Here is a 23,090-nt window from a genome sequence, read left to right on the forward strand (position 1 = left end):
TTTGGACGCACTTACCAAAGGTAACTATTTAACGACACAAAAAACACAACAAGCAACCAAATAAAGTGGCCGTTTCAAGTCCAAGCTTCTATATTTTTCGTATCCAAGAATATCGTTATTTTTAGAAGTGACAGTGAGATCAACAGCGCCATTTGTTTTGTGACTTTGTTGATTTCGTGAAATACCAGTAAGGAGGCTAAAGCACTCGATGATGCTGCCAGCTACTCCAGCATCAAATTTCCATTCAGTCACTTGTATCATGTATTCGTCGATTGATCATTCTGAGTGAGGCATGAATGGCTTTAATCAAAAAAAATATCTGGGCGGCCTTTTATCTGACCGCTGCCATTTGGTTGGTGTTTTTTGGGGCGGCGACTTTTGTTAGCTATCAAACCGTCTACGAAGAATACACCTCCGAACAAAAAAGACTCATGGCACTAACAGCCAACTCCATACAGTCCATCTTACGTCAATATGAAGTGTTACTTGATCTGGTTGCCAAAGAAGTCATTGCCTATGGCGAGTTAGCCGACAAGGACACTATCCAAAAAGTAATGGATTCTGTCGTGGAAGTGGATAACTCCATGCTTGGCGTCGGTCTTTTTCTACCTCATGGCGATGTGTATGTTGCTTCCTCTGGTGTAAAGCTTCCACCAAAATTTAACTTACTATCTCAACCTGAGAATCGTGACAGTTTCCAACAAACATTAGAAACCAATAGAATGGTACTGGGCCGAACGTATCAAAGTGACGTGCTTAAAACCGTCGCTTTCCCTTTACGGAAATCCGTTGTCGATCAGGATGGCAACGTTCTGTTTGTCTTATCCACTGTAATCAACATCCCAAAAGGCTTCCGCTTTTTCTTCGACGGTGAGAGCAATCAAAACAACAGCAACCTCTACCTCTATCGAGACAGCGATCGTTATTTCCAAATCGTGTTATCTCATCATGAAATAGACTCAAACATTTACCGCTATCAGATCCCTCAAGCCAATTTTGATGAGGCTTTTCGTAAATTAGAGAAGAAAAAAGGCCTGAGCATTAAAAACATCAAAACGAATGAGCTGGAAGTCATCACCACCAGTGTACAACCCGGCCAAACCAGCCAAGCCGTAAGTCGTTATATCCACAAATACGATTTATGGGCGGAACTTAAATTGGATGACAGCTACGTTATGAGCCTGTTCTTCAAAGAATTACAAGTTCTTATTGGCATTTTTGCGGGCTCGTTATTACTCATTTATTTGCTATTCAGAGGCATTGCAATCAATGAAAAACGCATTAAAAACGCGCTGGAACACCAAGCCAACCATGATTATTTAACGGCACTGCACAACCGTTTTTATTTAGATCAACAACTCACCTGGATGAAAAAAGACTCCCTGTATTACCTTATCTTCATCGACTTAGATAATTTCAAAGCCATCAATGATGGCTATGGCCACGAAGTCGGTGACAAAGTACTTCGCCTCGTTGCCGAAAGATTGCAGGCCTTAGTAAACACTGAAGATGTACTGGTACGTTACAGTGGTGATGAATTCATTATTGTGGTGTTTAAACAAGACGAGAACAGCATAAATTTATTCTGCAAAGCCATTCAAAAAGATTTGGCATTACCTGCAAGAATCGACGATTATCGCTTTGTTTTAAGCGCTAGTATCGGTATCGCGGCGTTCCCTGAAGACGGCCAAGACCTAGACGAGTTAAAGCGCTATGCAGATCTTGCGATGTATGAAGCGAAGAAAACACGCAACACTATTACCTTCTTTCGTAAAGATTTCAAACAAGCTTATCAATATCGCGCCCAAATGGAACAAGAACTTAAAAAGGCTTTATTGCAGAACGAACTGTACATGATGTATCAACCACAAATTCGCCGTGATGGCAGCTCTTTTGGTGTAGAAGCCTTAGTTCGTTGGGAAAACAAATTGCTAGGCTTTGTGCCTCCCGACAAATTCATTGCCGTTGCCGAAGCCTGTGGTCTAATGCTACCCATCGGGGAATTTATCATTGATCAAACGTTTACCGATATAACGGAAGTCCAAAAAGAAACAGGTTTACCTGTGACGGTGTCGATCAATATCTCTGTACGGCAATTCCAGCACAATGAATTCTTCGACAGATTGATTGAGCTGATAGAAAAACACACCTTTATTCACGTTGAATTAGTTCTTGAGGTAACTGAGAACCTCTTTATTGATGATGTCATCGACATTCAAAATCTAATGGAGAAAATACGCGAGAAAGGCATTCGCATCTCTTTAGACGATTTTGGTACAGGCTACTCATCATTAAGCTTGTTGAATCAATTGCCAATTGATGAACTTAAAATAGACAAAAGTTTTGTAGATAATATCACCACCGACAGCAACACCCTTGCGATGGTCGAAGGCATCATTGCCATCGCACGAAAACTAAATATCACCACCGTAGTGGAAGGCGTGGAAACGGATGAACAGAGACAGATCCTAGCGGACTTACAATGCGATATTTTCCAAGGCTATCATTTCTCTAAACCATTGAAAATCAATGAGCTTAAAGCATTCATGACCTCCAATACGCATTTATTGCAAGGAGACAACAACTCAAGCCCTTGAATCGGATTACTTTTCTCAGCGCACAAAAAAACCACCCAAGGGTGGTTTTTTAAAAGATCAGCTACATAAATGAAATTTAAATGTATTCAACCTTCTCAATTTCATACACCGCTTCGCCGCTAGGAATTTTAACAGCCACTTCGTCGCCTTCTTCCTTGCCGATAATGGCTTTGGCGATAGGAGACGCGTATGAAATTTTCTTCACTTTCACATCCGCTTCGTCATCCCCAACGATCTGATAAGTCACCGTGTCTTCTGTATCAACATTATACAGCGTAACGGTTGTGCCAAAGACAACCTTACCAGTTGCAGGAATCGACTTAACATCAATCACTTGTGAATCAGACAGTTTACCTTCGATCTCTTTAATACGACCTTCAGTAAAGCCTTGTTCTTCACGAGCAGCATGATATTCCGCGTTTTCTTTTAAGTCGCCATGCTCTCGCGCTGTTGCAATGTCTGCAATTACGCGAGGACGGACAACAGCTTTCAAGTGATTCAGCTCTTCTCTAAGACGAGCTTCACCCTCTACTGTCATTGGAACTTTTTTCATCATTTCCCCAAGTGCAAATCTTGTAATCTTCTGACTTTGGTTTCGCCGGTTAGGCCAATAGCCAAACTCGTCGCCTCAGCGCCAGCCAATGTCGTAGTGTAACAAACCTTGCGTTGTAATGCTGTACGACGAATCAAAGAAGAATCCGTAATCGCTTGAGTACCTGACGTGGTGTTAATAATGTAATCAATCTCGCCATTTTTCATCATATCAACAATATGCGGACGACCTTCATTTACTTTATTAACTTTGCGCACTTCGACGCCATGTTCTGTCAAATATTTCGCCGTGCCTTCTGTACCCACAAGATCAAAGCCTTGTTTCGCCAGACGCTGAGCCACCGCAACCGCACCTTCTTTGTCCATGTCACGAACACTGATGAATGCACGACCTGATGTTGGCAATTCTGTACCACCACCCAATACCGCTTTACCAAAGGCTTCAGCAAACGTATCACCGACTCCCATGACCTCACCAGTCGACTTCATTTCAGGCCCAAGAATTGGATCAACGCCTTGGAACTTGTTGAATGGGAAAACGGCTTCTTTAACACTGTAGTAAGAAGGAATAATTTCTTCAGTGAAAGCTAGCTCAGTAAGGGTTTTACCTGCCATCACCAAGGCAGCGACTTGTGCCAAAGAACGACCAATGCACTTAGACACAAATGGCACAGTACGTGATGCACGAGGGTTGACCTCGATGACATAAATCTCACCGTCTTGAACTGCTAGCTGAGTGTTCATCAGACCGATCACACCCAATTCCAGAGCCATGCTCTTAATCATCTCGCGAATGCGATCTTGTGTCTCCGCAGGCAGCGAGTAAGGTGGCAATGAACAGGCGGAATCACCAGAGTGAACACCAGCTTGCTCAATGTGCTGCATAATACCGCCAATCACCACTTGCTCACCATCAGACACACAGTCGATATCAATCTCGATGGCCGCATTTAGGAAGTGATCAAGCAATACTGGGCTGTCATTAGAGACTTTCACAGCCGTTGTCATATAACGAGTCAGTTCTTTCTCGTTGTAGACGATTTCCATTGCGCGACCACCCAAAACATAAGATGGGCGAACCACTAATGGGTAACCAATTTCAGCTGCTTTCACAATGGCCTGCTCTGTCGAACGAACCGTCGCATTGTTAGGCTGTTTGTAACCAAGGCGCTGGATCATGCTTTGGAAACGCTCACGATCTTCCGCACGGTCAATGGCCTCTGGGGTGGTACCAATAATTGGCACACCTTCGTTTTGCAAAGCACGAGCAATCTTCAATGGCGTTTGGCCACCGAACTGTACGATCACGCCTTTTGGCTTCTCAGTACGTACGATTTCCAATACGTCTTCCAAGGTAACTGGTTCGAAGTACAAACGATCAGAGGTATCGTAATCTGTTGATACGGTTTCTGGGTTACAGTTCACCATAATGGTTTCGTAACCGTCTTCACGCAAACCAAGCGCCGCGTGTACACAGCAGTAATCAAACTCAATACCTTGACCGATACGGTTTGGACCACCCCCTAGAATGATCACCTTGTCTTTATCACTTGGTGCCGCTTCACACTCATCTTCGTAAGAAGAGTACATGTAAGCCGTATTCGTCGCGAATTCCGCTGCACAAGTATCAACACGCTTGTAAACCGGATGCACGTCCAACAAATAACGACGTTCACGCAAGGATTTTTCGGTCACTTGTAGCAAATCGGCAAGACGCGCATCCGAGAAGCCTTTACGCTTCAAGCGACGCATCACATCAAACGTCATGTCCGCCAATCCTTTGTTAGACAACGCCGTTTCTTCTTTGATGATGTCTTCAATTTGCACCAAGAACCAAGGATCTACGCCGGTTACCGCATACAATTCATCCACTGTCATGCCAGCACGGAAACCATCACCAATGTACCAAATACGATCAGCGCCAGGAGATTGCAGCTCATGAGACAATTTCTCTTTGCTGTTTTCTTCTGCCATGTCCAATTGAGGGTTAAAACCGTCAGAGCCCGTTTCCAAACCACGTAGGGCTTTCTGCAAAGACTCTTGGAAGCTACGACCAATCGCCATGACTTCACCCACAGATTTCATCTGTGTGGTCAAACGGTCATTAGCCGTTGGGAACTTTTCAAAAGTGAAACGTGGGATCTTAGTGACCACGTAGTCAATGGCAGGCTCAAAGCTCGCTGGCGTTTGACCGCCAGTGATGTCGTTCTGCAACTCATCTAGAGTGTAACCAATGGCCAATTTTGCAGCGATTTTCGCAATCGGAAAACCCGTCGCTTTTGATGCCAAAGCCGATGAGCGAGACACTCGTGGGTTCATTTCGATCACCACAAGGCGACCCGTTTTCGGATCCATACCAAACTGTACGTTAGAACCACCGGTTTCAACACCGATTTCACGCAATACAGCCAAAGAGGCGTTACGCATGATTTGGTATTCTTTGTCTGTCAGCGTTTGTGCGGGTGCCACTGTGATGGAGTCACCTGTGTGAACGCCCATGGCATCGAAGTTTTCAATGGCACAGACAATAATACAATTGTCTTTTTTGTCTCGTACCACTTCCATTTCGTATTCTTTCCAACCGATCAAAGACTCATCGATTAGCAACTCGTTGGTTGGCGACAAATCCAAACCACGCGTACAAATTTCTTCAAATTCTTCCATGTTGTAAGCGATACCACCACCAGTACCACCCATGGTGAAAGAAGGACGAATAATACAAGGGAAGCCTACTTCACTTTGTACTTTCAGGGCTTCTTCCATGTTGTGAGCGATACCAGCACGTGGACACTCTAGTCCGATCGACTTCATCGCTTGGTCAAAACGATTACGGTCTTCTGCTTTGTCGATCGCATCAGCCGTCGCACCAATCATTTCAACATTGTATTTTTCTAAAACACCATGACGCTCTAGATCCAGCGCACAGTTCAATGCCGTTTGCCCACCCATAGTAGGCAATACTGCGTCTGGACGCTCTTTCTCGATAATTTTCTCAACGGTTTTCCACTCAATCGGTTCGATGTAAGTGGCATCCGCCATAACAGGGTCCGTCATGATGGTGGCTGGGTTAGAGTTCACCAAAATAACGCGGAAACCTTCTTCACGCAGGGCTTTACAAGCTTGTGCGCCTGAGTAGTCAAACTCACAGGCTTGACCGATTACAATTGGGCCGGCACCTAAAATTAAGACGCTTTTTATGTCAGTACGTTTTGGCATAATCTTTCGTTCCGCTCCTTTTAGGCTTTTGAGGCTTTGATGTTGTCAATAAATTGGTCGAACAAAGGCGCAACGTCATGTGGCCCTGGGCTCGCTTCTGGGTGACCTTGGAAGCTGAACGCTTTCTTATCGGTTCGACTAATTCCCTGCAAAGAGCCATCAAACAGAGACTTGTGAGTCATCTCCAAGTTGGCTGGCAAGCTGTCTTCATCCACTGCAAAACCATGGTTTTGGCTAGTGATCATCACAGTGCCTTGCTTGATGTCTTGAACTGGGTGATTGGCACCGTGGTGACCAAACTTCATTTTCTTGGTCTTAGCACCGCTGGCCAGCGCCAACAACTGGTGACCAAGACAGATACCGAATACAGGAATTTCAGTGTCTAGAATGTCTTTAATCGCTTGGATCGCGTAATCACATGGCTCTGGATCACCAGGGCCGTTTGATAGGAAAATGCCATCTGGGTTCAAAGCCAACACGTCACTGGCTGGGGTTTTCGCTGGTACAACTGTTAGGCGGCAACCACGCTCAACTAGCATACGAAGAATGTTTCGTTTTACACCGAAGTCATAGGCAACAACATGAAATTCGGAGCTTTCTGGTGTGGTATGACCCTTCACAAGATCCCAAGTAGACTCAGTCCACTGGTAAGCTTCTTGTACTGTCACTTCTTTTGCTAAATCCATCCCCTTTAGACCGGGGAAAGCACGTGCCGCTGCAATGGCTTCTTCTTCGTCGATGTTATCACCGGCCATGATACAACCAGCTTGTGCACCTTTTTCGCGAAGAATACGTGTTAATTTACGAGTATCGATATCCGCGATACCCACCACACCTTTGCGAGTCAGATAGTCAGACAAAGTCTCTTCTTTACGCCAGCTGCTGGCTAATAAAGGTAAATCACGAATAATTAAACCCGAACACCACACTTGGTTAGACTCTTCATCTTCAGAGTTAACACCAGTATTACCAATGTGAGGATAGGTCAAAGTGACCATTTGTCGAGCGTAGGAAGGATCAGTAAGAATTTCTTGATAACCAGTCATTGAGGTGTTGAATACCACCTCTGCGGTTGAGGAGCCATCCGCTCCGATCGACACGCCCTTAAAAATTGTGCCGTCTTCCAGAGCTAGAATCGCTGATGTTGCCAAAGGAACCTCCCGTTTAGAGCCTATCAGGTTGCAAAAAAGCGAGACGAACCGGCGGCCCATCTCGCTTTTAAGAAATTGCGTTTTTGCCGTCTATCCATCGTCAGAATGTAGATGGATCTCGCGTTCAAAAAATCTGCCTAATTTTACTCTGAACTGGCTTAACCGTCCACCTAAGAATGGGGCTGAAATGGTCAAAAACAGCCTATTTTCACGCTTTTTAACTAACTCTTTGGTCAAGAATAAATATTCCTTAACACAACAGACCGTCGGCAACGTTTTGCGCCTCTTCATAGCCTGTCAGATTTGCCAACAAGGTCAATGCAAACACCATGGAAACCGCTGGTCCTTTCGCCGTTAAAATATTGCCGTCCATCACCACAGGTTCGTCCGCCAAATATTCCGCTCCGGTTAAACCCGATTCAAAGCCTGGGTAACACGTCGCTTGTTTGTCCACAACAAAGCCATGGGTTCCGAATACCAATGCTGGCGATGCACAAATCGCCGCTAATAACGCATCTTGAATATCGTGCTTTTCCAATAAATCCACCAACAATTTACAATCACGAAGGTGCTCTGCGCCCGGCATACCACCGGGCAACGCGATGGCATCGAACATTTTGTCAGTGTGCTCACTCAACAGAGAGTCCGCTGTCAACTGACAACCATTCGCCAAGGTCACATCCGTTGTTTCGTGGACACTGGCAACCGTTACCTCTACACCGCCACGCCTCAGCACATCAATAATAGTAATAGCTTCAATGTCTTCACTGCCATTAGCGATTGGTACCAATACTTGGGTCATTTTTTCATCCTCTTCCAACAGGGGTAACTAATATATACAAGCAAGCCGCTTCACGCCCCGTCTCTGTTTGATAATAGTGTTTACGGCGCCCAACTAACTCAAAACCCAGCGCCTCATACAAATGAATTGCCGCCAAATTTGATTCCCGAACCTCTAATAAAAATTCCGCAACGCCTTGTTGGTTCAAACTGTTTAACCAATGCCCCACCAATTGCTTTGCGATCCCTTGTCGACGCACACTTGAATCCACCAAAATCAGCTCCAACTCAGATTGATCCACACTTCTGGAGGCCGTCAGCCAGGCAAGCAGGTTACCGGGATTTTGTGCTTCGCACATCACCCAGTTTAGTCTGACTTCCAAAGCATCGGCCACTAAAGTGCGGCCCCAAGGATGAGGGTTTGAATGTTTGTCCAAGCGTTCGAGACCTAACACATCAGATTCAACAGCTGGACGAATCACGTAGGTAGAATTCATAGATAGACGCCACATTTCATTGTATTAATGGGACGAAAAGAAACTCGTTTGCATGCTATTCCAAGCTTCCTTTCGCAACTCAGGAATTCGGTGTAACTCAGATAAACTCACAATCCTAGCCATAGGATAGGATTTCAAAGGACTGCTGCTAGGTAAATCGTCCATTAACTGGGCAATTTTACTGCCCGCTAACACCAGCTTAGCCTCAGGCAAAAAGCCTTGAGTCCAACGTTGGACTGAGGATTCCAACGCGCCAATTAACCAATCGGTACGATTTAAAAAGTGTGGATTTTTTAATGTTCCAGGCCAAGCAAATGCATAGCGCTGCCAATTTTCAACAGGGTCTTTCAATAGGGCTTGCGCCATTTTCAACGCCAGCTGATCAATTTCTTCCTGTTGCGAGAATACCGCAGGCACATCACTCAGAATTAACAACCTATTTGACAAGGCATAGGCTCTAAGCTCAATTGACGACACTTGAGTCAAATGAACGTCCGTCGCTACCTCAATGTCGACCGCCAACTCTTCAATTGGCTGCAAGTCTTCCACAATGATTTCAGGCCCTGCATTTAACTGTTCACGCAAATTGGAAACAGATTGTTGCTTCTCTTGTGGATCTAACATCACAGGAGGCTGAGCCGCTTTGGCCGAGAAACCGGACACCCTGTCATGCTCAGAAACAAGGGACAGCGTCTCGTCTAGAGCTTCAGAATCCGCCAACACATTGCCTTGAGCTTGCCAAGGTTGCGCAGGGAGATAAACCTGCCCCACGACATTTTCCACACCATTCAACCAAGTCACCACCCCCATTTGTGCAAGGCACTGGGTTTGAAAAGCATGCTGTGACGATAATTCGCGTAAGCGATTACTCATAATAGTAATGACTCATCAGTGATGGTAATAAATTAGGGCTATTTCGAATAACCAGAATATACGCGTTTCCTTGCTTAGATGCTACCGAACAGGCGGTTCCGCATAGTGTCCAATGGAACAAATGTGTATAATCCTAAACGAATATCAAGTCGATAACGCCCTTTCAACCGTTTCTCTAAAAGGTAATCATCATGCATTCTTTGCTGTCCCGTTTGGCTTTAATAGCGAGCTTATTTATTGCCAGTGCAAGTCAGGCTACTGCGCTACCCGATCTTCAAGGTCGCACTATTCTAGCCGTTACCGAAAATGCCTATACACCACTGAATTTTGTCGATGCCAACACAGGGCAAGGCATAGGCTGGGAATACGATGCCATGAATGAGATAGGAAAACGCTTGAACGCGAATATTGAATGGCATTTAAGCAGCTGGGACGCCATGATCCAAGCGGTTAAACAAGGTCAATATGATATCGGTATGGATGGCATTACCATTAATGCTGAACGAGCACAGCAAATTGATTTCTCCATTCCCTACATGACCTCACAACAATTCATGTTAGTCAGAGCGGACGAAGACCGATTTACTGACGCCAAAAGTTTTGCCGCTAATGACGACTTACACTTTGGAGCTCAAGCTGGCACCACAAACTTTTATGTGGCCGTATACGATGTGTTAGATGGCAATGAAGACAATCCTCGCATCACCTTGTTAGAAACCTTTGGCGCATCTGTACAGGCATTGAAATCCGGTGACGTTGACAGTGTCCTAATGGATGCCACATCGGCACGCGGATACATAGGCGCTAACCCAGGTGCGTTTAAAATTGTAGGTGGCCCACTCGGCACAGAAGATTTCGGTTTTATCTTTACCCCAGGTTCTGATTTGGTAGAACCTGTAAATGCAGCGTTACGAAGCATGAAGGCGGATGGCACATTAGATGCATTAAACAAGAAATGGTTTTTTGACTATAACCAATAAGCCATCTTTTATTGTTTAAGCGCCGATAATGACGCCGCAGCATGGCCGACACTTCAGTGATAAACGACTAAAAACCTTTATCACTGAAGCATTCTTATCATCAACAACTGAAATATGATGCCCCTTAAAAAGACCTTAGATCGCACCCCTTGGTGGCTTGTTGCTACTATTATCATAGGCATAGTCTTGCTCTGGAACATGGTAGCAAACCACAGCTATCAAAAGATCGCAGGCGCATTAAGTAACGGATTATTGACCACCATTGGCGTAACCTTAGTCGCTTTCCTATTAGCCAGCGCCATAGGCTTGATCATCGCCCTAGCCGGTTTTTCAAAATGGCGCATTTTGCGAGAATTCGCTCGTTTTTATGTGGAAATATTTCGTGGCATTCCTGTATTAGTATTGCTGTTTTATATCGCCTTCGTTGGGGCAAGCGAAATGGTCCATCTCTATAATTGGCTATTACAATGGCCCATTGAAGCTGGCTGGCTGGAAAGCGCTAGAACCCGTGACTTCGACATGCTCTGGCGTGCTATTTTAGCCTTATCCATCAGTTACAGTGCCTTTATTGCGGAAGTCTTTCGCGCCGGTATTCAAGAGGTCAGCAAAGGCCAAATCGAAGCCGCACAATCCCTTGGTTTGTCTAGCTGGTTGCGATTCCGATTGATCATCTTGCCACAAGCCATGCGTAAGATTCTTCCTCCGTTAGGTAATGATTTTGTTGCCATGATTAAAGATTCTGCTTTGGTCTCTGTTCTCGGCGTACAAGACATCACCCAGCTCGCCAAGGTCTACAGTTCGTCGACCTTTCAGTTCTTTGAGACCTACAACGTGGTGGCCTTCATGTACCTAACCCTGACGCTCAGTTTATCCTTATTAATTCGAGCTTTTGAGGCCCATTTACGACGCAATGATCATCATTAAACCATGGAAACCGCTCGCAAAGATGCAAACACTCTCATACGGCCCTATTCAGATAAGCAGGCGAACCATCTTGTTTATGTCATTGCTCAGAATGCTTCACTAAAAAAGACACCACATTTTTAATCAATGCTTTTTTATCTTCGAAGCTCATATTATTAGCTGCGGGAGAATCGGCTCTCTTGCGGTCTTTTAACGTGGATAATTTTCTTATTTTAGCTTGGGCGGAAGCCTCTTCATCAATCGCGTGACACGCCAACTCAATATTACGCTCGGCCAAACGTTTACTAATCACTTTTCTGGGATCACTCATTTCGCCATCCACAGCAATATCAACATAAAGAGAGTGACTCTTCATGTTATGTGCTTGATGTGGCAATACCGTCATACTCCCAGCCATTTTTATAAAATCGCCTTGCCCTTCTAACAGCGCCGCTAAAATGGAATTTTCGGTGATCTCTTGTTTAAGTTTTAATTGATGATCTTGTAATCTCTTCATCGTCATTTTCCAATCCACGTCTATTCCCGATGCAATCCTAAGCGCCGTGGCATACAAAATCTTACTCATTACAATTTCTTCCCTGGCAATATGAGAAAGCGTGTAAGAACGAGCAAAGGCTTTATGCTCAAACAAAACTTCAGACTCTTTTAATAACGCCTTAGCATTTACGATGAGAGCCAGCATATATTCATCAATTTGATTAAGGTTGAATGACATAAGCTCTCCCAAAGTTTTACTTTCCAATCACGGCATACACGGCCATTCTTTCTAAATATTAGTAGAAACAGCTAATTTTTCCGCTATTTTGACTATTTTTTAAACACCCCGATACAACACAAGCCAACCGTAAACTGAACCTTTATCCACTAAAGACATCGTTATTCATTGATCTTAAAAAGGCTTTAGAACGTCCACACAAACAAGTTCAAGATAAGAGACATGTTGGTAAAACAAAAAAGCCAACTCCATGAGTTGGCTATTTTCGCCTTTTAAGGTCATTCATTAACGAAATTTTGGAATAATCTCAGCACCGTATTTAGCAATAATTTCTTCTTCATCACCGCTGTCTAGATAGATGTTGAACTGCGTGGTTCCCGCCACTTCAAGATCTTTGATCTTAGCGATGTGATCTTCTGGTGTACCTAATACACAGAAGCTTTTCACTATATCTTCGGTAATGAAATCTAAGAATGGGTTGTCGCTTTGACCATGTTTCGAGTAATCGTAGCCACGACGTTTTTCGATGTAATCCGTTAAGCTTTTTGGCACTAAGCCTGAATCACTACCGTATTTCTCAACAATATCTGCCACATGGTTACCCACCATAGCAGGGAACCATTTGGTGTGTTCAATACAGTAATCCATGTCACCAAAGTAAGCGGGGGCGGCAGCTTGAACTTTGAAGTTAGACATATCACGACCGGCTTCGTTACCCGCGGCAATGGCCTGATCTTTAAACCATTTCACCAAGTCTGGATCGCCAATTTGCAGGATCAAACCATCTCCAACTTGCCCTGCGGTTGCTAAGGCTTTTGGCCCATAAGCACCAATCCAAACAGGCAATTCATAACCTGTCGCCCAAGGCAATTTGACCGGCTCTGGGCATTCGCCGTATTCCACTTCTTCCCCTCGGACCATGGCTTTAACTTTCGTGGTAAATTCCGCCAAACGAGCCAATGTGGCCGGTTTTTTTCCCATCACCCGCATGGATGAATCACCACGTCCTAAACCGATATCAAAACGCCCATTACTTTGATGCGCTAAGCTGGCGTATAAGCTCGCAGACAAAGACCAATCACGAATATTAGGGTTGGTCACACAAGGACCAAATCGCATGTTTGTAGTGTGTTCCATACACATGGCCATGGCGACAAACGATTCACGCCATAAAATGTGAGAATCGTAAAACCAACAGTAAGTAAAACCTGCTTCCTCAGCCTGACGTACCAAACTGCGTGCCCGATCTGGGCTGACAAAGCCTTTAAAGGTGATGCCGAATTCCATAGTAAGTTCCTCTTGTGATCATTTTTAGTATGAGTTTTTTGTAAGATAAAACCTTAATGCGCCTGCTCTGGTGGGCAAATGCGCACCCCTGCATGGGAAAAAGGCACATCCTTTGAAATGTTCAGACGAATCAGAATGGGCGTTAACGCCTCGATGCATCGAGCGCTCTCAGCCAACCCTGCGTTATAGGCTTGCGTACCCATGGTTTGGCATAATTGGATCACCCGTTTTTTCGCTGCCAAATCATTGCCACAGACTAGAATGTCGCAATTAATGGGACGCGCTAAATCGTTTAGCGTAATGGCGGACACATTATGCAGCGCACCGACTACCGGTATATCATCGCCTAACAAGGCTTGCGCGGCTTCCGTCACCGAACCTTCAACCGGCATATCTACGGCTTTTGGGTTGCCCGGTGCAAGAGGCACAACAATGTCCACTAGGGTTTTGCCGATTAATGACGAAGCCAACGCTGTTAAGGTCTCATCGTGACCCGCATACGGCACAGATAGAATCACCAAATCGTCAGCCGTTTTGGTTGCTGTTACCATATCGGCGCCCGTTATATGAGCGTTTACACCCAACACATTGAGCTGTTCCGTTAATTCACTGGCGGTCTGTTGAGCTTTACTGGCGTCTCTCGACCCAAGCACAATATGAACACCAGCCTGTGCTAAACGCAGGGCTAACCCCTTACCTTGTGGACCGGTGCCACCTAAAATAGCGACTGTGTTATCTTCACTCATCTAAATAAATCCTCATTATGTGAACGGATAAGGTCTCGACTTGAGCTCTGTGTTTTTGGCCAATTTAAGCCTCGAAAAAGAATCACTGGGGACTTGGCACTTTTTTCCATTAAAAGACCGGACGCAGCCGCCAGCTCGTCGGCGAACGCTGGAGCGGTAACACTCAGTGGGCGACCAAAGGCATCGATTTCTCCTAGCATGTGCATAACCCCAGGAACATTGGCGAGACCGATTGCCACATTGGTTTGACCTAAGCGCCAAGGGCGACCAAAGGTATCGCTGATCACCACACCTAACTCACATTGAAAATGTGCTTCTAAGCGCTGACATAATGCGGTCGCACTTTTATCTGGATCTTCGGGCAATAAAATCAGCTGCCCAGGATGATCCGCATTGGATTCATCCACTGCGGCATTGGCACAGATATAGCCTTTTTTGTGCTCTGCGATCAGCACACCTTCTTGCTGATCTGGTCGTTTCATTGCCCGAACGATACGATTCGACTGAGACAAGATAACTTCTACTTTACGTGGGTCTTTGTTCACGGTTTTCGCCAGCTCAATGGCTTCGTTACTAGGCGTTACATCGGATAAGTAGACACAAGCCCCTTCTGTTTTGGACACCACCTTGTGTGCAACCACTAAGATGTCGCCCTGCTGCAAACCTTGGTTTTGTGTCGATAAGGTATCAATAATGCTCTGCGCCAGATCATCACCAGGTTGAAAATCCGGTAACCCCATCAAACGTGACATAGTCATAGAATCAGGCATATCTGACCGCCTTAACGGAAGCAATGAGAGACTTATGCCAGAACTGGAAACGCTCAGGTTGACGGCGTGATGCCAGCGACAAGTCTTCCTTTTGATCAATGTCTAACGACAGGTGAGTCAAATGCAAGCTACGACAGCTGAGTTGCTGCATTTGCGCATTGGTTTGATGGGCCACTGCAGAGTGACAACCGTACTCGAATTCAATGGCATCAGGCGGAGAAGTGAATAAAGCATTGGTCCCTCCATCTTTGGCCACGGCAATCACCACCTGAGCTTCCAACCCTGCGGTTAACAAGGCTTGAATCTCTGATTTTTCCAACATAGCGATGTCACTCGGGATGATCAATTGGCCATCGTAGCCGGACTGCTTTACCCAATCGCAGGCAAACCGTAAAGCGCCATTTAAGCCCCTTTCACCGTCATCAAACAGACTGTTCGCTTGATAATCTTGCGCCAACCGAAGGACATCCAGCGACTCACTCACCACCAACACATCTAACTCAGGAAAATGCTGCTGGAAAAACTGCAAAGTCGTTTCAAACAAACTGAGTGACAAGCTCTCTCGCGCCTCAGCTGGCAAGTTCGAAGACAAACGCTGCTTTCCTTTAGCCGGTGATTTCATTGGAATCACCACACATAGATTGTTTACTTTTGGTTTCATCAAGCGGCCCTCTTTGCCTGTTTATCTAATGCAAAAGCCACCACTTGATCGAGCAAGTTCACTTTGTCATCACGCTCTTTCATCAAGGTTGGTGTCACTAAGACATCCACGCCTTGAGCCAGCAACCAGTCAGCTTCTTGTGCATCTTGCAGGTCGATCACCATGCCATCTAAAAAACCTTGGTAAGAATCGTAGATGCCTTTTGAATCGACGCTCTTCCCTTCGCTTAACAGCATTTTGTCTGCGGGACCTTTAACCGTTTTTCCACCGATCAAGGGTGAAATAGCCACAACATAAGCGTCACTGTCGATAACGGCTTGACGAATATCAGGGATGGACAGAATGGCTCCGATGCTAACCACAGGATTACTGGGGGCAATGACAATGACATCACTGGCTAATAATTGAGCTAAGGCGGCGGCATTGGGTGTCGCGTGATCCGCCCCTTGATAAGCCACTTCAATCACGTCTGGTTGACAATGTTCGCGAACAAAAAATTCTTGAAAAGACAGCCAACCAGAGGGCGTCTTAACACGAGTCTGCAGCGTATCATCCGTCGGTAATAAAATCGGCAGATTCACCCCATGTCGCGTTGCTAACCTTTGAGCAATCTCACTCATGCTGACGCCTTGCTTTCTCAGCTGAGTGCGATAAATGTGCGTCGCCAGATCCAAATCGCCTAAGGTCATCCAAGTATCTTGGCCCAACGCCGCAAGCTCTTTTAGTGTTTGATGGCTTTCGCCTTTACGCCCCCAACCTTGCTGACGATCTATTTGATCACCAAGGGAATAGATCAAGGTATCAATGTCTGGGGAGACCCAAAGCCCATGAAATTCATCGTCATCGGCGACGTTTCCAATCACTTTTGCTGCCTGTGAATAATGTCCAAATGCCAGCCCTTCTGCTGCTTTGGCACCTCCTACTCCGCCGGCTAATAAGGTGATATTTAACCCCGCCATTACGCCACTCCTTGAATCGCTATACGATTCGGCTGCACTGGATCTTGGGTATAATCTCTCACCGTCTGGTACTTGGTATTACGCTGAATCGCAGTTAGCCCCGCCGCTTCAATATTAGCCACCATGTCTTCTGGCATCACTTCCTGACCATGCGTCGCGCCAGCCGCACGAGAAATGCTTTCATTCATTAAGGTGCCGCCCAGATCATTGGCGCCGGAACGTAACATTTGAGCTGCAACATCCGGCCCCATTTTCACCCACGAAGCTTGGATATTGTCGATATAGCCTTGCAACATAAGACGAGCAATGGCGTGCATTTTAAAATGTTCATCTCGAGTTGGTCCGGGACGAACTTTATCTGGGTTATCTTTATATAAACGGGTTTCATAATGGATGAAACCAAGTGGCACAAATTCGGTAAAACCGCCGGTGTCTTTTTGAATATCGCGCAGCAATTTGAGGTGATTCGCCCAATGAATCGGCTGATCCACATGACCGTACATAATGGTAGACGTTGTCGGCACACCCACTGAATGCGCAGCACGTATAATGCGTACCCACTCTTCTGTGGTGAGTTTGTTTTTAGTCAGCTGTTTACGCACTTCCGTATCCAAAATTTCCGCCGCGGTGCCTGGCATAGAACCTAAACCCAATGTTTTTAACTCAGACAAAAACACCTCCGGTTCAAGGCGAGCTTTTTTACAGCCATACCAAATTTCAAACGGTGAAAACGCATGGATGTGAATCTCAGGGACACGTTTTTTGACGGCAATGACCAGATTCCGGTAATAATCTGCGTCTATGTCTGGGTGCAAACCGCCTTGAATACAAACCTCGGTAGCGCCACGCTGCCAAGCCTCTTCAGCACGGTCAGCTACTTGCTCCACCGTTAAAAACTCCGCGTCTTTACTGCCTTTTTCCGTCGCAAAGTTACAAAAGCGACAGCCCATGTAACAGACATTGGTAAAATTAATATTGCGAGTCACCACAAAGCTACCGGTATTACCCACACGCTGTTCTCGCACCTGGTCGGCCGCCGCTAACACGGCTTGCGCTTCGTCACCTTCGGTTGCAAATAACACACAGGCTTCGTCAACACTCAGCTCCTCGCCCAAAATCGCTTTATTCAAAATTGTCTGAACCGCCAAATTCAGCGGGTGGGATCTAACAATCGTCTCAGGGATCGGGGTTTCATTGATGGTATTTAGACTCATGCGACAAGTCCTCCTGTAGCACAAAGAGAGTGAGCAGATGACGAATATGACGCCGATATGGACGCCACTCGCTGTATTAGGTTTTCCGTCAGGTATTTGCCCTGCGCTTGCTGATAGCGAGGGTAGATGGTCAGTCGCTCATGTAATGAATACCCCAAGCCTTCACAGGCTTTCGCGACACTACTGATTTGCGGCCAAGCTCTTTCAGGGTTAATGAAATCTTTGGTCAAAGGAGAGATCCCCCCCCAATCATTGATGCCAGCATGAAGGTAGCTGCCATATTCTTCTTCTAAATTGGGCGGTGCCTGTAGGCTAATCTCACTCGGCAGAATGAGTCGTGCCACAGCAATGGTTCGCTTCATGTCATCCAAATCCGGTTCTTGGCAACCCGCCATTTGCGTCCCAGGCTTGGCACGAAAGTTTTGAATAATAACTTCTTGAATATGACCGTATGTCAGGTGCCGGTCACGAATGGCCACCAGACTGCGTACTCGGTCTTCCCAACTTTCCCCTATGCCAATCAAAATCCCCGTCGTAAAGGCGATGTCTAAACGGCCTGCATATTCCAGAGTATTTAGACGTCGCTTTGGCGTTTTATCTGGGCAGGCGTAATGGGCTTGGCCTTGTTTGAGTAACTCTGTGGTGACGTTTTCTAACATCATCCCCATACTCGCGGCCACGGGTTTTAGACGTTTCAATTCGGCATAAGTTAAAGCCCCTGCATTCACATGAGGCAATAGACTGGTGTTATCAAGCACATTGGCACATTGATCATGGAGGTAGTCTAGGGTGTTGTCGTAACCCAACTCAGCCAGTTTATCGCGCGCCTGTTGATAACGCAGTTCAGGACGCTCACCCAAACTGAATAACGCCTCTTTGCAATCCAAAGCCGCGCCTTCTTGTGCGGTTTTCAATACTTGCTCAGGCGTCATATAGTTCGCGTGAATGGAATCTGGTGATTGAACAAAAGTGCAGTAGCCGCAAGTGTCTCGACACATATTCGTCAAAGGAATAAAGACTTTTTTCGAATAACTGATGGCATTTCCCCAAGCTTGGTAACGGGTATTTGCCGCCTGTTGGCAGAGTGCGTATAAGTCTGGCCCAGTCGCAAACTCATAAGATATGGCTTCGGTAACAGAGATCATATTCACTCCACTCAAGGTCAGGAAATTAACTTTTTTACCATTTGGTATAAAAATTAATAACAAGCATTTTGGTGGTAGTAAATTGTTTTTTTTAGTGCAAATTGCGCACTAAAATTGCGCCATTAAATTAAAGTTTAGTTAAACAAAAAGTTAACTAAATGGTTAAGATCATGAAAAGACGTACTTTTTTGAAGGTTTTAGGCTGACTATTTTTTCACCAGCCGAGTGGGAATATGAAAGAAATGAAGTAAGAAAGAATTTTAATTTATTTTTTTGGCACCAAGAGCGCGCATTACAAATTCAGTGACCGCTAATTCGGCTCGTTCAAAGTCATCTTCATCTAATGATGTCTTAGCCAGTAGCACTTCCATTTGCAGAGAGAAATCCGCATAGGTTTGTGTGGCAGCCCAGATGGTAAAAAACAAATGCTCAGCGTCTATATCAGCGATTAACCCTTTACTTATCCATGACTTAACTAATTTAACATCACGTTCAAACTGTGGTTTTAAATGGCTCACTAGATAGTCCTTTAGCATTGGTGCACCGCTAATAATTTCGTGAGCGAACACTTTCGAACCGTTCGGATAAAGGCGAGATAACTGCATTTTTTCATGGACGTAGCGACGAATGACCTGCTCTGGTGTATCGCCGTCTTTTTCAAGAAAAGACAGCTTTTCGATCCAAATATCAAGCATCTCTTTGAGTACTCGTTTATACAGTAACTCTTTGTTTGAAAAGTAATAAATTAGATTTTGCTTGGATATTTTAGCGACTGCGGCAATGGCTTCCATAGAAGACCCGTTATAGCCTTTCTCTGCAAAAACAATTTCCGCTGAGCGTAAAATTCTCGCTTCCAATTCTTGTCGATTAATAGACTGCTTCGTTTGTTTCTGTTTTTTCACTACCAAACTTTATTCCACCTTTTATTTGTTTTTAACCGTTTTTCCAAAGTATCACAAATATATGTTTTTAAAGGTTATTTTTTAATTTATCAGCGTCATTTTGAGAACGCTTATGGCTATTAATATGGCGTTATTTCACTGAATCAAGACAGTGTTATTTAAAAACTTGGCCTAGTTATTGCTGACCGAAAAGACAAGTTCAAATTTTTTTATTCAGTTTTTTTACCTTTTGGTAAATGTATTTAACGGTAATAGGAGACGGCCATGCAAGACCTTCGAATTAACGAACAACGCCTTTGGGATACGTTAATGGAAATGGGGGAAATTGGCGGCACCAAAAAAGGCGGCTGTAATCGTTTAGCCGGAACGGATTTGGATAAACAAGCTCGCGATCTTTTTGTGTCTTGGTGTGAAGCTTGTGGTTGCACAGTGGAAGTAGACAAAATTGGCAACATTTTTGCTCGTCGACCTGGTACCAATAACAATTTACCAGCCGTCGGTACAGGCAGCCATCTTGATACTCAACCCACTGGCGGTAAGTTCGATGGTGTCTTTGGTGTGCTATCGGGCGTTGAGGTATTACGAACCCTTCATGAAAACCAGATAGAGACACCAACGGCGATGGAGTTCTCTGTTTGGACCAATGAAGAAGGCTCTCGTTTCCAGCCCGCTATGCAAGGTTCTGGTACCTATGTCGGTCGCTTCGATTTAGAAGCTGAATTAAATAAAACCGATGTGAATGGCATTCGTCTCGGTGATGAGTTGGAACGCATTGGCTACCTAGGAGATATGGAATTGGGTAGCCGCCATATGGGGGCATTTTTTGAGGCACACATTGAACAAGGCCCTATACTGGAAGATGAAAAAAAGGCCATTGGTATTGTGCGCTTAGGTCAAGGCATTCGCTGGTATAACGTAGAGGTGGTCGGTCGTCCTTCGCACTCCGGCACCACGCCAATGCATTTACGTAAGGATGCCATGTTAGCAGCCTCAGCCATTGTTACCGAAATGAATAATATCGCTCATCGTCACGAAAATGGTTTGGGGACTGTTGGTTATATGGATGTGTGGCCAAACTCGCGTAATACGATTCCGGGCAAGGTAACCTTTAGTGCGGATTTACGTAACCCACGGCCTGATGTGTTATTGACCATGCATGAAGAGCTGGAAGCCTTTTGTAAAAAGATCGCCAAAGAGCATGACCTTGACGTCAATCTAGATCACTTTTGGTATTTCGCACCGGTGGAGTTTAATGCGTCTGATGATGTTAAAGCCGCCACCGAAAAATTAGGTTATAGCCATATGGATATCTATGCTGGCGCTGGACATGACGCCTGCTATATGGCGGATTTGGTCCCAACAGGGATGATTTTTACGCCGTGTTTAAACGGCATCAGTCACAACGAAGCCGAGTACAGTTCTCCAGAAGAGTGTGCAGCCGGTGCCAATGTGCTGCTGCATACCATGTTAGAAGCCAGTGACCGAATTGCCCAAGAACATAAAAAAGCATAATCCTTGTCCACAAGAGACGAGATGAAGAAAGGGCGCTCAATAAACTGAGCGCCCACCTTGAATGAAGCAATAATCCCATAATAACGATCAACCCAAGAATAGAAGAGGTGGCAAAAATGACCAGCAAGTCTGTTAAGCAAGGTGAGTTTTATGAGTTAGAGGTCGACAGCGACCTGCAAAACAGCACAGCCTATAACGACGACCTTGCTCCGACTAAGATCAAGGATCGCACATGGAGCAAATGGAACATCGCCGCCCTTTGGGTCGGGATGTCCATTTGTGTGCCGACTTACACCCTAGGTGGCGTACTGACCGCTTATTTCGGGTTATCTGTTACGGAAGCCCTGTTCACCATTTTGATTGCGAATGTTATCTTGCTGGTGCCACTTACCTTGAATGCCTACCCTGGTACAAAATTTGGCATTCCTTTCCCTGTCCTATTACGCTCCTCCTTTGGCATGGTGGGGTCCAACATCCCCTGCTTGATTCGAGCCATTGTCGCCTGTGGCTGGTTTGGAATTCAAACCATGTTTGGTGGTTTGGCCATTCACTTATTTCTCTCTGCCATCTCAGATGGTTGGGCTAGCTTAGGTGGCGTGGGCGAAGTCATTGGCTTCTTCATTTTCTGGGCACTGAACATGTACGTTGTCATCAAGGGGGCGGAATCCATCAAATGGCTTGAAACATTGGCCGCACCTTTGCTCCTTATTGTTGGCATTGGCTTAATGGTTTGGGCTGGCGGCAAGGTATCCTTTACGGAGATTTTAGCCACACCCGCTAACCGTCCAGAAGACGCTGGCTTTATGGGTTATTTTTTAGGTGGCTTGACCGCGATGGTCGGTTTTTGGGCGACACTGTCACTCAATATTCCTGACTTCAGTCGTTATGCCAAAACGCAGAAAGACCAAGTGATTGGTCAAATTATTGGCCTGCCGGTCACCATGTTTTTCTTTGCCGCATTGGGTGTCGTACTAACGGCCGCTTCTAGTACGTTAGTTGGGGAAACCATTTCCGATCCGATTTCGTTAATTGGTAAAATTGACAGCCCTGTTTGGGTTGCCGTGGCTATGGTATTAATTGTGATTGCGACCCTATCAACCAACACAGCGGCCAACGTGGTATCGCCAACCAATGACTTCCAGAACATTGCACCGAAACTCATCAACCATACTCGCGGAGCCTTATTGACGGGGTTTATTGGCATTTTATTGATGGGCTGGGAACTGCTCAAAAAAATGGGCATGTTGGAATCGGATATCAGTGTTGAAAGCATGTACTCAAACTGGCTATTAGGCTACTCCAGCTTACTTGGCCCTATTGCAGGCATTATGATTGTCGATTACTTCTTAATCAAACGTCAGCATTTGGATCTGGTTGCCTTATATACTCCAAGTAGCTTGTATCCAGCGTTCAACAACGCAGGTCTCATCGCTTTTGCTGCCCCGGTATTGATTACACTAATTGCTTTGAATGTGCCGTCATTAGGCTGGTTCTATAACTATGGTTGGTTTACCGGTGCTTTCACTGGCGCTTTGCTGTACTTCATCTTAGCCAATCTACAAAGCGCATCAGCGAACCAAACCGATGCTGTGGCCTCATAAAATCTAAT

At 45.4% G+C, this 23,090-nt stretch carries 20 protein-coding genes; 5 read left to right on the forward strand and 15 right to left on the reverse strand.

What is annotated here, in order from left to right:
- Positions 1-296: 296 nt before the first annotated feature.
- On the forward strand, positions 297-2,597 hold the full coding sequence (locus tag ACHUFM_RS13445) for a bifunctional diguanylate cyclase/phosphodiesterase (RefSeq protein ID WP_394182725.1): 2,301 nt from the start codon (positions 297-299) through the stop codon (positions 2,595-2,597).
- Between the two features lie 76 nt (positions 2,598-2,673).
- Here ACHUFM_RS13445 and greA read toward each other — a convergent pair whose 3' ends face one another.
- The 6 genes from greA to ACHUFM_RS13475 all read right to left on the reverse strand — a co-directional run bounded on the left by greA (position 2,674) and on the right by ACHUFM_RS13475 (position 9,666).
- Positions 2,674-3,150: a transcription elongation factor GreA gene (greA, locus tag ACHUFM_RS13450; RefSeq protein ID WP_063332868.1), complete on the reverse strand. Its 477-nt coding sequence runs from the start codon at positions 3,148-3,150 to the stop codon at positions 2,674-2,676.
- Positions 3,150-6,365, reverse strand: a complete 3,216-nt coding sequence (gene carB / locus ACHUFM_RS13455) for a carbamoyl-phosphate synthase large subunit (protein WP_394182726.1) — start codon at positions 6,363-6,365, stop codon at positions 3,150-3,152. The genes greA and carB overlap by 1 nt, the downstream gene beginning before the upstream one ends.
- Before the next feature lie 20 nt (positions 6,366-6,385).
- Positions 6,386-7,516: a glutamine-hydrolyzing carbamoyl-phosphate synthase small subunit gene (gene carA / locus ACHUFM_RS13460; protein WP_394182727.1), complete on the reverse strand. Its 1,131-nt coding sequence runs from the start codon at positions 7,514-7,516 to the stop codon at positions 6,386-6,388.
- A gap of 250 nt (positions 7,517-7,766) precedes the next feature.
- A complete protein-coding gene (locus ACHUFM_RS13465) occupies positions 7,767-8,318 on the reverse strand; it encodes a DJ-1 family glyoxalase III (RefSeq protein WP_394182728.1) in 552 nt (183 codons plus the stop codon).
- Positions 8,319-8,322: 4 nt separating this feature from the next.
- Complete coding sequence (locus tag ACHUFM_RS13470) at positions 8,323-8,793, reverse strand: GNAT family N-acetyltransferase (RefSeq protein ID WP_394182729.1); 471 nt, start codon at positions 8,791-8,793, stop codon at positions 8,323-8,325.
- Positions 8,794-8,817: 24 nt separating this feature from the next.
- The gene (locus ACHUFM_RS13475; RefSeq protein ID WP_394182730.1) at positions 8,818-9,666 is read right to left on the reverse strand and encodes a hypothetical protein; all 849 of its coding nucleotides are present in this window, start codon (positions 9,664-9,666) and stop codon (positions 8,818-8,820) included.
- A 191-nt stretch (positions 9,667-9,857) separates the two neighbouring features.
- Between ACHUFM_RS13475 and ACHUFM_RS13480 the strand changes: the two genes are divergently transcribed.
- On the forward strand, positions 9,858-10,646 hold the full coding sequence (locus tag ACHUFM_RS13480) for a transporter substrate-binding domain-containing protein (protein ID WP_394182731.1): 789 nt from the start codon (positions 9,858-9,860) through the stop codon (positions 10,644-10,646).
- Between the two features lie 114 nt (positions 10,647-10,760).
- Positions 10,761-11,570 carry an amino acid ABC transporter permease gene (locus ACHUFM_RS13485; RefSeq protein WP_394182732.1) on the forward strand — a complete coding sequence of 270 codons (810 nt, stop codon included), beginning with the start codon at positions 10,761-10,763 and terminating at the stop codon, positions 11,568-11,570.
- A 79-nt stretch (positions 11,571-11,649) separates the two neighbouring features.
- On the opposite strand, the gene ACHUFM_RS13490 is transcribed toward ACHUFM_RS13485, so the two are convergent.
- The 9 genes from ACHUFM_RS13490 to ACHUFM_RS13530 all read right to left on the reverse strand — a co-directional run bounded on the left by ACHUFM_RS13490 (position 11,650) and on the right by ACHUFM_RS13530 (position 19,969).
- Positions 11,650-12,297 carry an AbiV family abortive infection protein gene (locus tag ACHUFM_RS13490; RefSeq protein WP_394182733.1) on the reverse strand — a complete coding sequence of 216 codons (648 nt, stop codon included), beginning with the start codon at positions 12,295-12,297 and terminating at the stop codon, positions 11,650-11,652.
- 273 nt (positions 12,298-12,570) lie between these two features.
- Positions 12,571-13,572: a TIGR03842 family LLM class F420-dependent oxidoreductase gene (locus ACHUFM_RS13495; RefSeq protein ID WP_394182734.1), complete on the reverse strand. Its 1,002-nt coding sequence runs from the start codon at positions 13,570-13,572 to the stop codon at positions 12,571-12,573.
- A gap of 53 nt (positions 13,573-13,625) precedes the next feature.
- Positions 13,626-14,318 (reverse strand): NADPH-dependent F420 reductase, encoded by a 693-nt coding sequence (gene npdG / locus ACHUFM_RS13500; RefSeq protein WP_394182735.1) that lies wholly within the window; start codon positions 14,316-14,318, stop codon positions 13,626-13,628.
- A complete protein-coding gene (gene cofE / locus ACHUFM_RS13505; protein WP_394182736.1) occupies positions 14,315-15,088 on the reverse strand; it encodes a coenzyme F420-0:L-glutamate ligase in 774 nt (257 codons plus the stop codon). Before cofE ends, npdG begins: the two co-directional genes overlap by 4 nt.
- Positions 15,081-15,749 (reverse strand): 2-phospho-L-lactate guanylyltransferase, encoded by a 669-nt coding sequence (gene cofC, locus ACHUFM_RS13510; protein WP_394182737.1) that lies wholly within the window; start codon positions 15,747-15,749, stop codon positions 15,081-15,083. The genes cofE and cofC overlap by 8 nt, the downstream gene beginning before the upstream one ends.
- Positions 15,749-16,708 carry a 2-phospho-L-lactate transferase gene (cofD, locus tag ACHUFM_RS13515; RefSeq protein WP_394182738.1) on the reverse strand — a complete coding sequence of 320 codons (960 nt, stop codon included), beginning with the start codon at positions 16,706-16,708 and terminating at the stop codon, positions 15,749-15,751. The genes cofC and cofD overlap by 1 nt, the downstream gene beginning before the upstream one ends.
- Entirely contained in the window at positions 16,708-17,922 is a 1,215-nt protein-coding gene (gene cofH, locus ACHUFM_RS13520; RefSeq protein WP_394182739.1) for a 5-amino-6-(D-ribitylamino)uracil--L-tyrosine 4-hydroxyphenyl transferase CofH, read from the reverse strand. The genes cofD and cofH overlap by 1 nt, the downstream gene beginning before the upstream one ends.
- Positions 17,919-19,067: a 7,8-didemethyl-8-hydroxy-5-deazariboflavin synthase CofG gene (gene cofG, locus ACHUFM_RS13525; protein ID WP_394182740.1), complete on the reverse strand. Its 1,149-nt coding sequence runs from the start codon at positions 19,065-19,067 to the stop codon at positions 17,919-17,921. Before cofG ends, cofH begins: the two co-directional genes overlap by 4 nt.
- A 260-nt stretch (positions 19,068-19,327) precedes the next feature.
- The gene (locus tag ACHUFM_RS13530; protein WP_394182843.1) at positions 19,328-19,969 is read right to left on the reverse strand and encodes a TetR/AcrR family transcriptional regulator; all 642 of its coding nucleotides are present in this window, start codon (positions 19,967-19,969) and stop codon (positions 19,328-19,330) included.
- A 264-nt stretch (positions 19,970-20,233) separates the two neighbouring features.
- Between ACHUFM_RS13530 and ACHUFM_RS13535 the strand changes: the two genes are divergently transcribed.
- Together ACHUFM_RS13535 and ACHUFM_RS13540 are read left to right on the forward strand one after the other, a co-directional pair.
- Positions 20,234-21,481 (forward strand): Zn-dependent hydrolase, encoded by a 1,248-nt coding sequence (locus tag ACHUFM_RS13535; protein WP_394182741.1) that lies wholly within the window; start codon positions 20,234-20,236, stop codon positions 21,479-21,481.
- 116 nt (positions 21,482-21,597) lie between these two features.
- A complete protein-coding gene (locus ACHUFM_RS13540; protein WP_394182742.1) occupies positions 21,598-23,082 on the forward strand; it encodes an NCS1 family nucleobase:cation symporter-1 in 1,485 nt (494 codons plus the stop codon).
- The last annotated feature ends 8 nt before the right edge of the window (positions 23,083-23,090 follow it).

This window comes from Marinomonas posidonica (genome assembly GCF_043643765.1).
Classification (GTDB): Bacteria; Pseudomonadota; Gammaproteobacteria; order Pseudomonadales; family Marinomonadaceae; genus Marinomonas; species Marinomonas posidonica_A.

Excerpts from the sequence above, each read along its gene's own strand:
- ACHUFM_RS13445 (WP_394182725.1), top strand. The coding sequence starts at position 297 with ATGGCTTTAATCAAAAAAAATATCTGGGCGGCCTTTTATCTGACCGCT.
- greA (WP_063332868.1), bottom strand. The coding sequence starts at position 3,150 with ATGAAAAAAGTTCCAATGACAGTAGAGGGTGAAGCTCGTCTTAGAGAA.
- carB (WP_394182726.1), bottom strand. The coding sequence starts at position 6,365 with ATGCCAAAACGTACTGACATAAAAAGCGTCTTAATTTTAGGTGCCGGC.
- ACHUFM_RS13465 (WP_394182728.1), bottom strand. The coding sequence starts at position 8,318 with ATGACCCAAGTATTGGTACCAATCGCTAATGGCAGTGAAGACATTGAA.
- ACHUFM_RS13470 (WP_394182729.1), bottom strand. The coding sequence starts at position 8,793 with ATGAATTCTACCTACGTGATTCGTCCAGCTGTTGAATCTGATGTGTTA.
- ACHUFM_RS13475 (WP_394182730.1), bottom strand. The coding sequence starts at position 9,666 with ATGAGTAATCGCTTACGCGAATTATCGTCACAGCATGCTTTTCAAACC.
- ACHUFM_RS13480 (WP_394182731.1), top strand. The coding sequence starts at position 9,858 with ATGCATTCTTTGCTGTCCCGTTTGGCTTTAATAGCGAGCTTATTTATT.
- ACHUFM_RS13485 (WP_394182732.1), top strand. The coding sequence starts at position 10,761 with ATGATGCCCCTTAAAAAGACCTTAGATCGCACCCCTTGGTGGCTTGTT.
- ACHUFM_RS13495 (WP_394182734.1), bottom strand. The coding sequence starts at position 13,572 with ATGGAATTCGGCATCACCTTTAAAGGCTTTGTCAGCCCAGATCGGGCA.
- npdG (WP_394182735.1), bottom strand. The coding sequence starts at position 14,318 with ATGAGTGAAGATAACACAGTCGCTATTTTAGGTGGCACCGGTCCACAA.
- cofE (WP_394182736.1), bottom strand. The coding sequence starts at position 15,088 with ATGCCTGATTCTATGACTATGTCACGTTTGATGGGGTTACCGGATTTT.
- cofC (WP_394182737.1), bottom strand. The coding sequence starts at position 15,749 with ATGAAACCAAAAGTAAACAATCTATGTGTGGTGATTCCAATGAAATCA.
- cofD (WP_394182738.1), bottom strand. The coding sequence starts at position 16,708 with ATGGCGGGGTTAAATATCACCTTATTAGCCGGCGGAGTAGGAGGTGCC.
- cofH (WP_394182739.1), bottom strand. The coding sequence starts at position 17,922 with ATGAGTCTAAATACCATCAATGAAACCCCGATCCCTGAGACGATTGTT.
- cofG (WP_394182740.1), bottom strand. The coding sequence starts at position 19,067 with ATGATCTCTGTTACCGAAGCCATATCTTATGAGTTTGCGACTGGGCCA.
- ACHUFM_RS13535 (WP_394182741.1), top strand. The coding sequence starts at position 20,234 with ATGCAAGACCTTCGAATTAACGAACAACGCCTTTGGGATACGTTAATG.
- ACHUFM_RS13540 (WP_394182742.1), top strand. The coding sequence starts at position 21,598 with ATGACCAGCAAGTCTGTTAAGCAAGGTGAGTTTTATGAGTTAGAGGTC.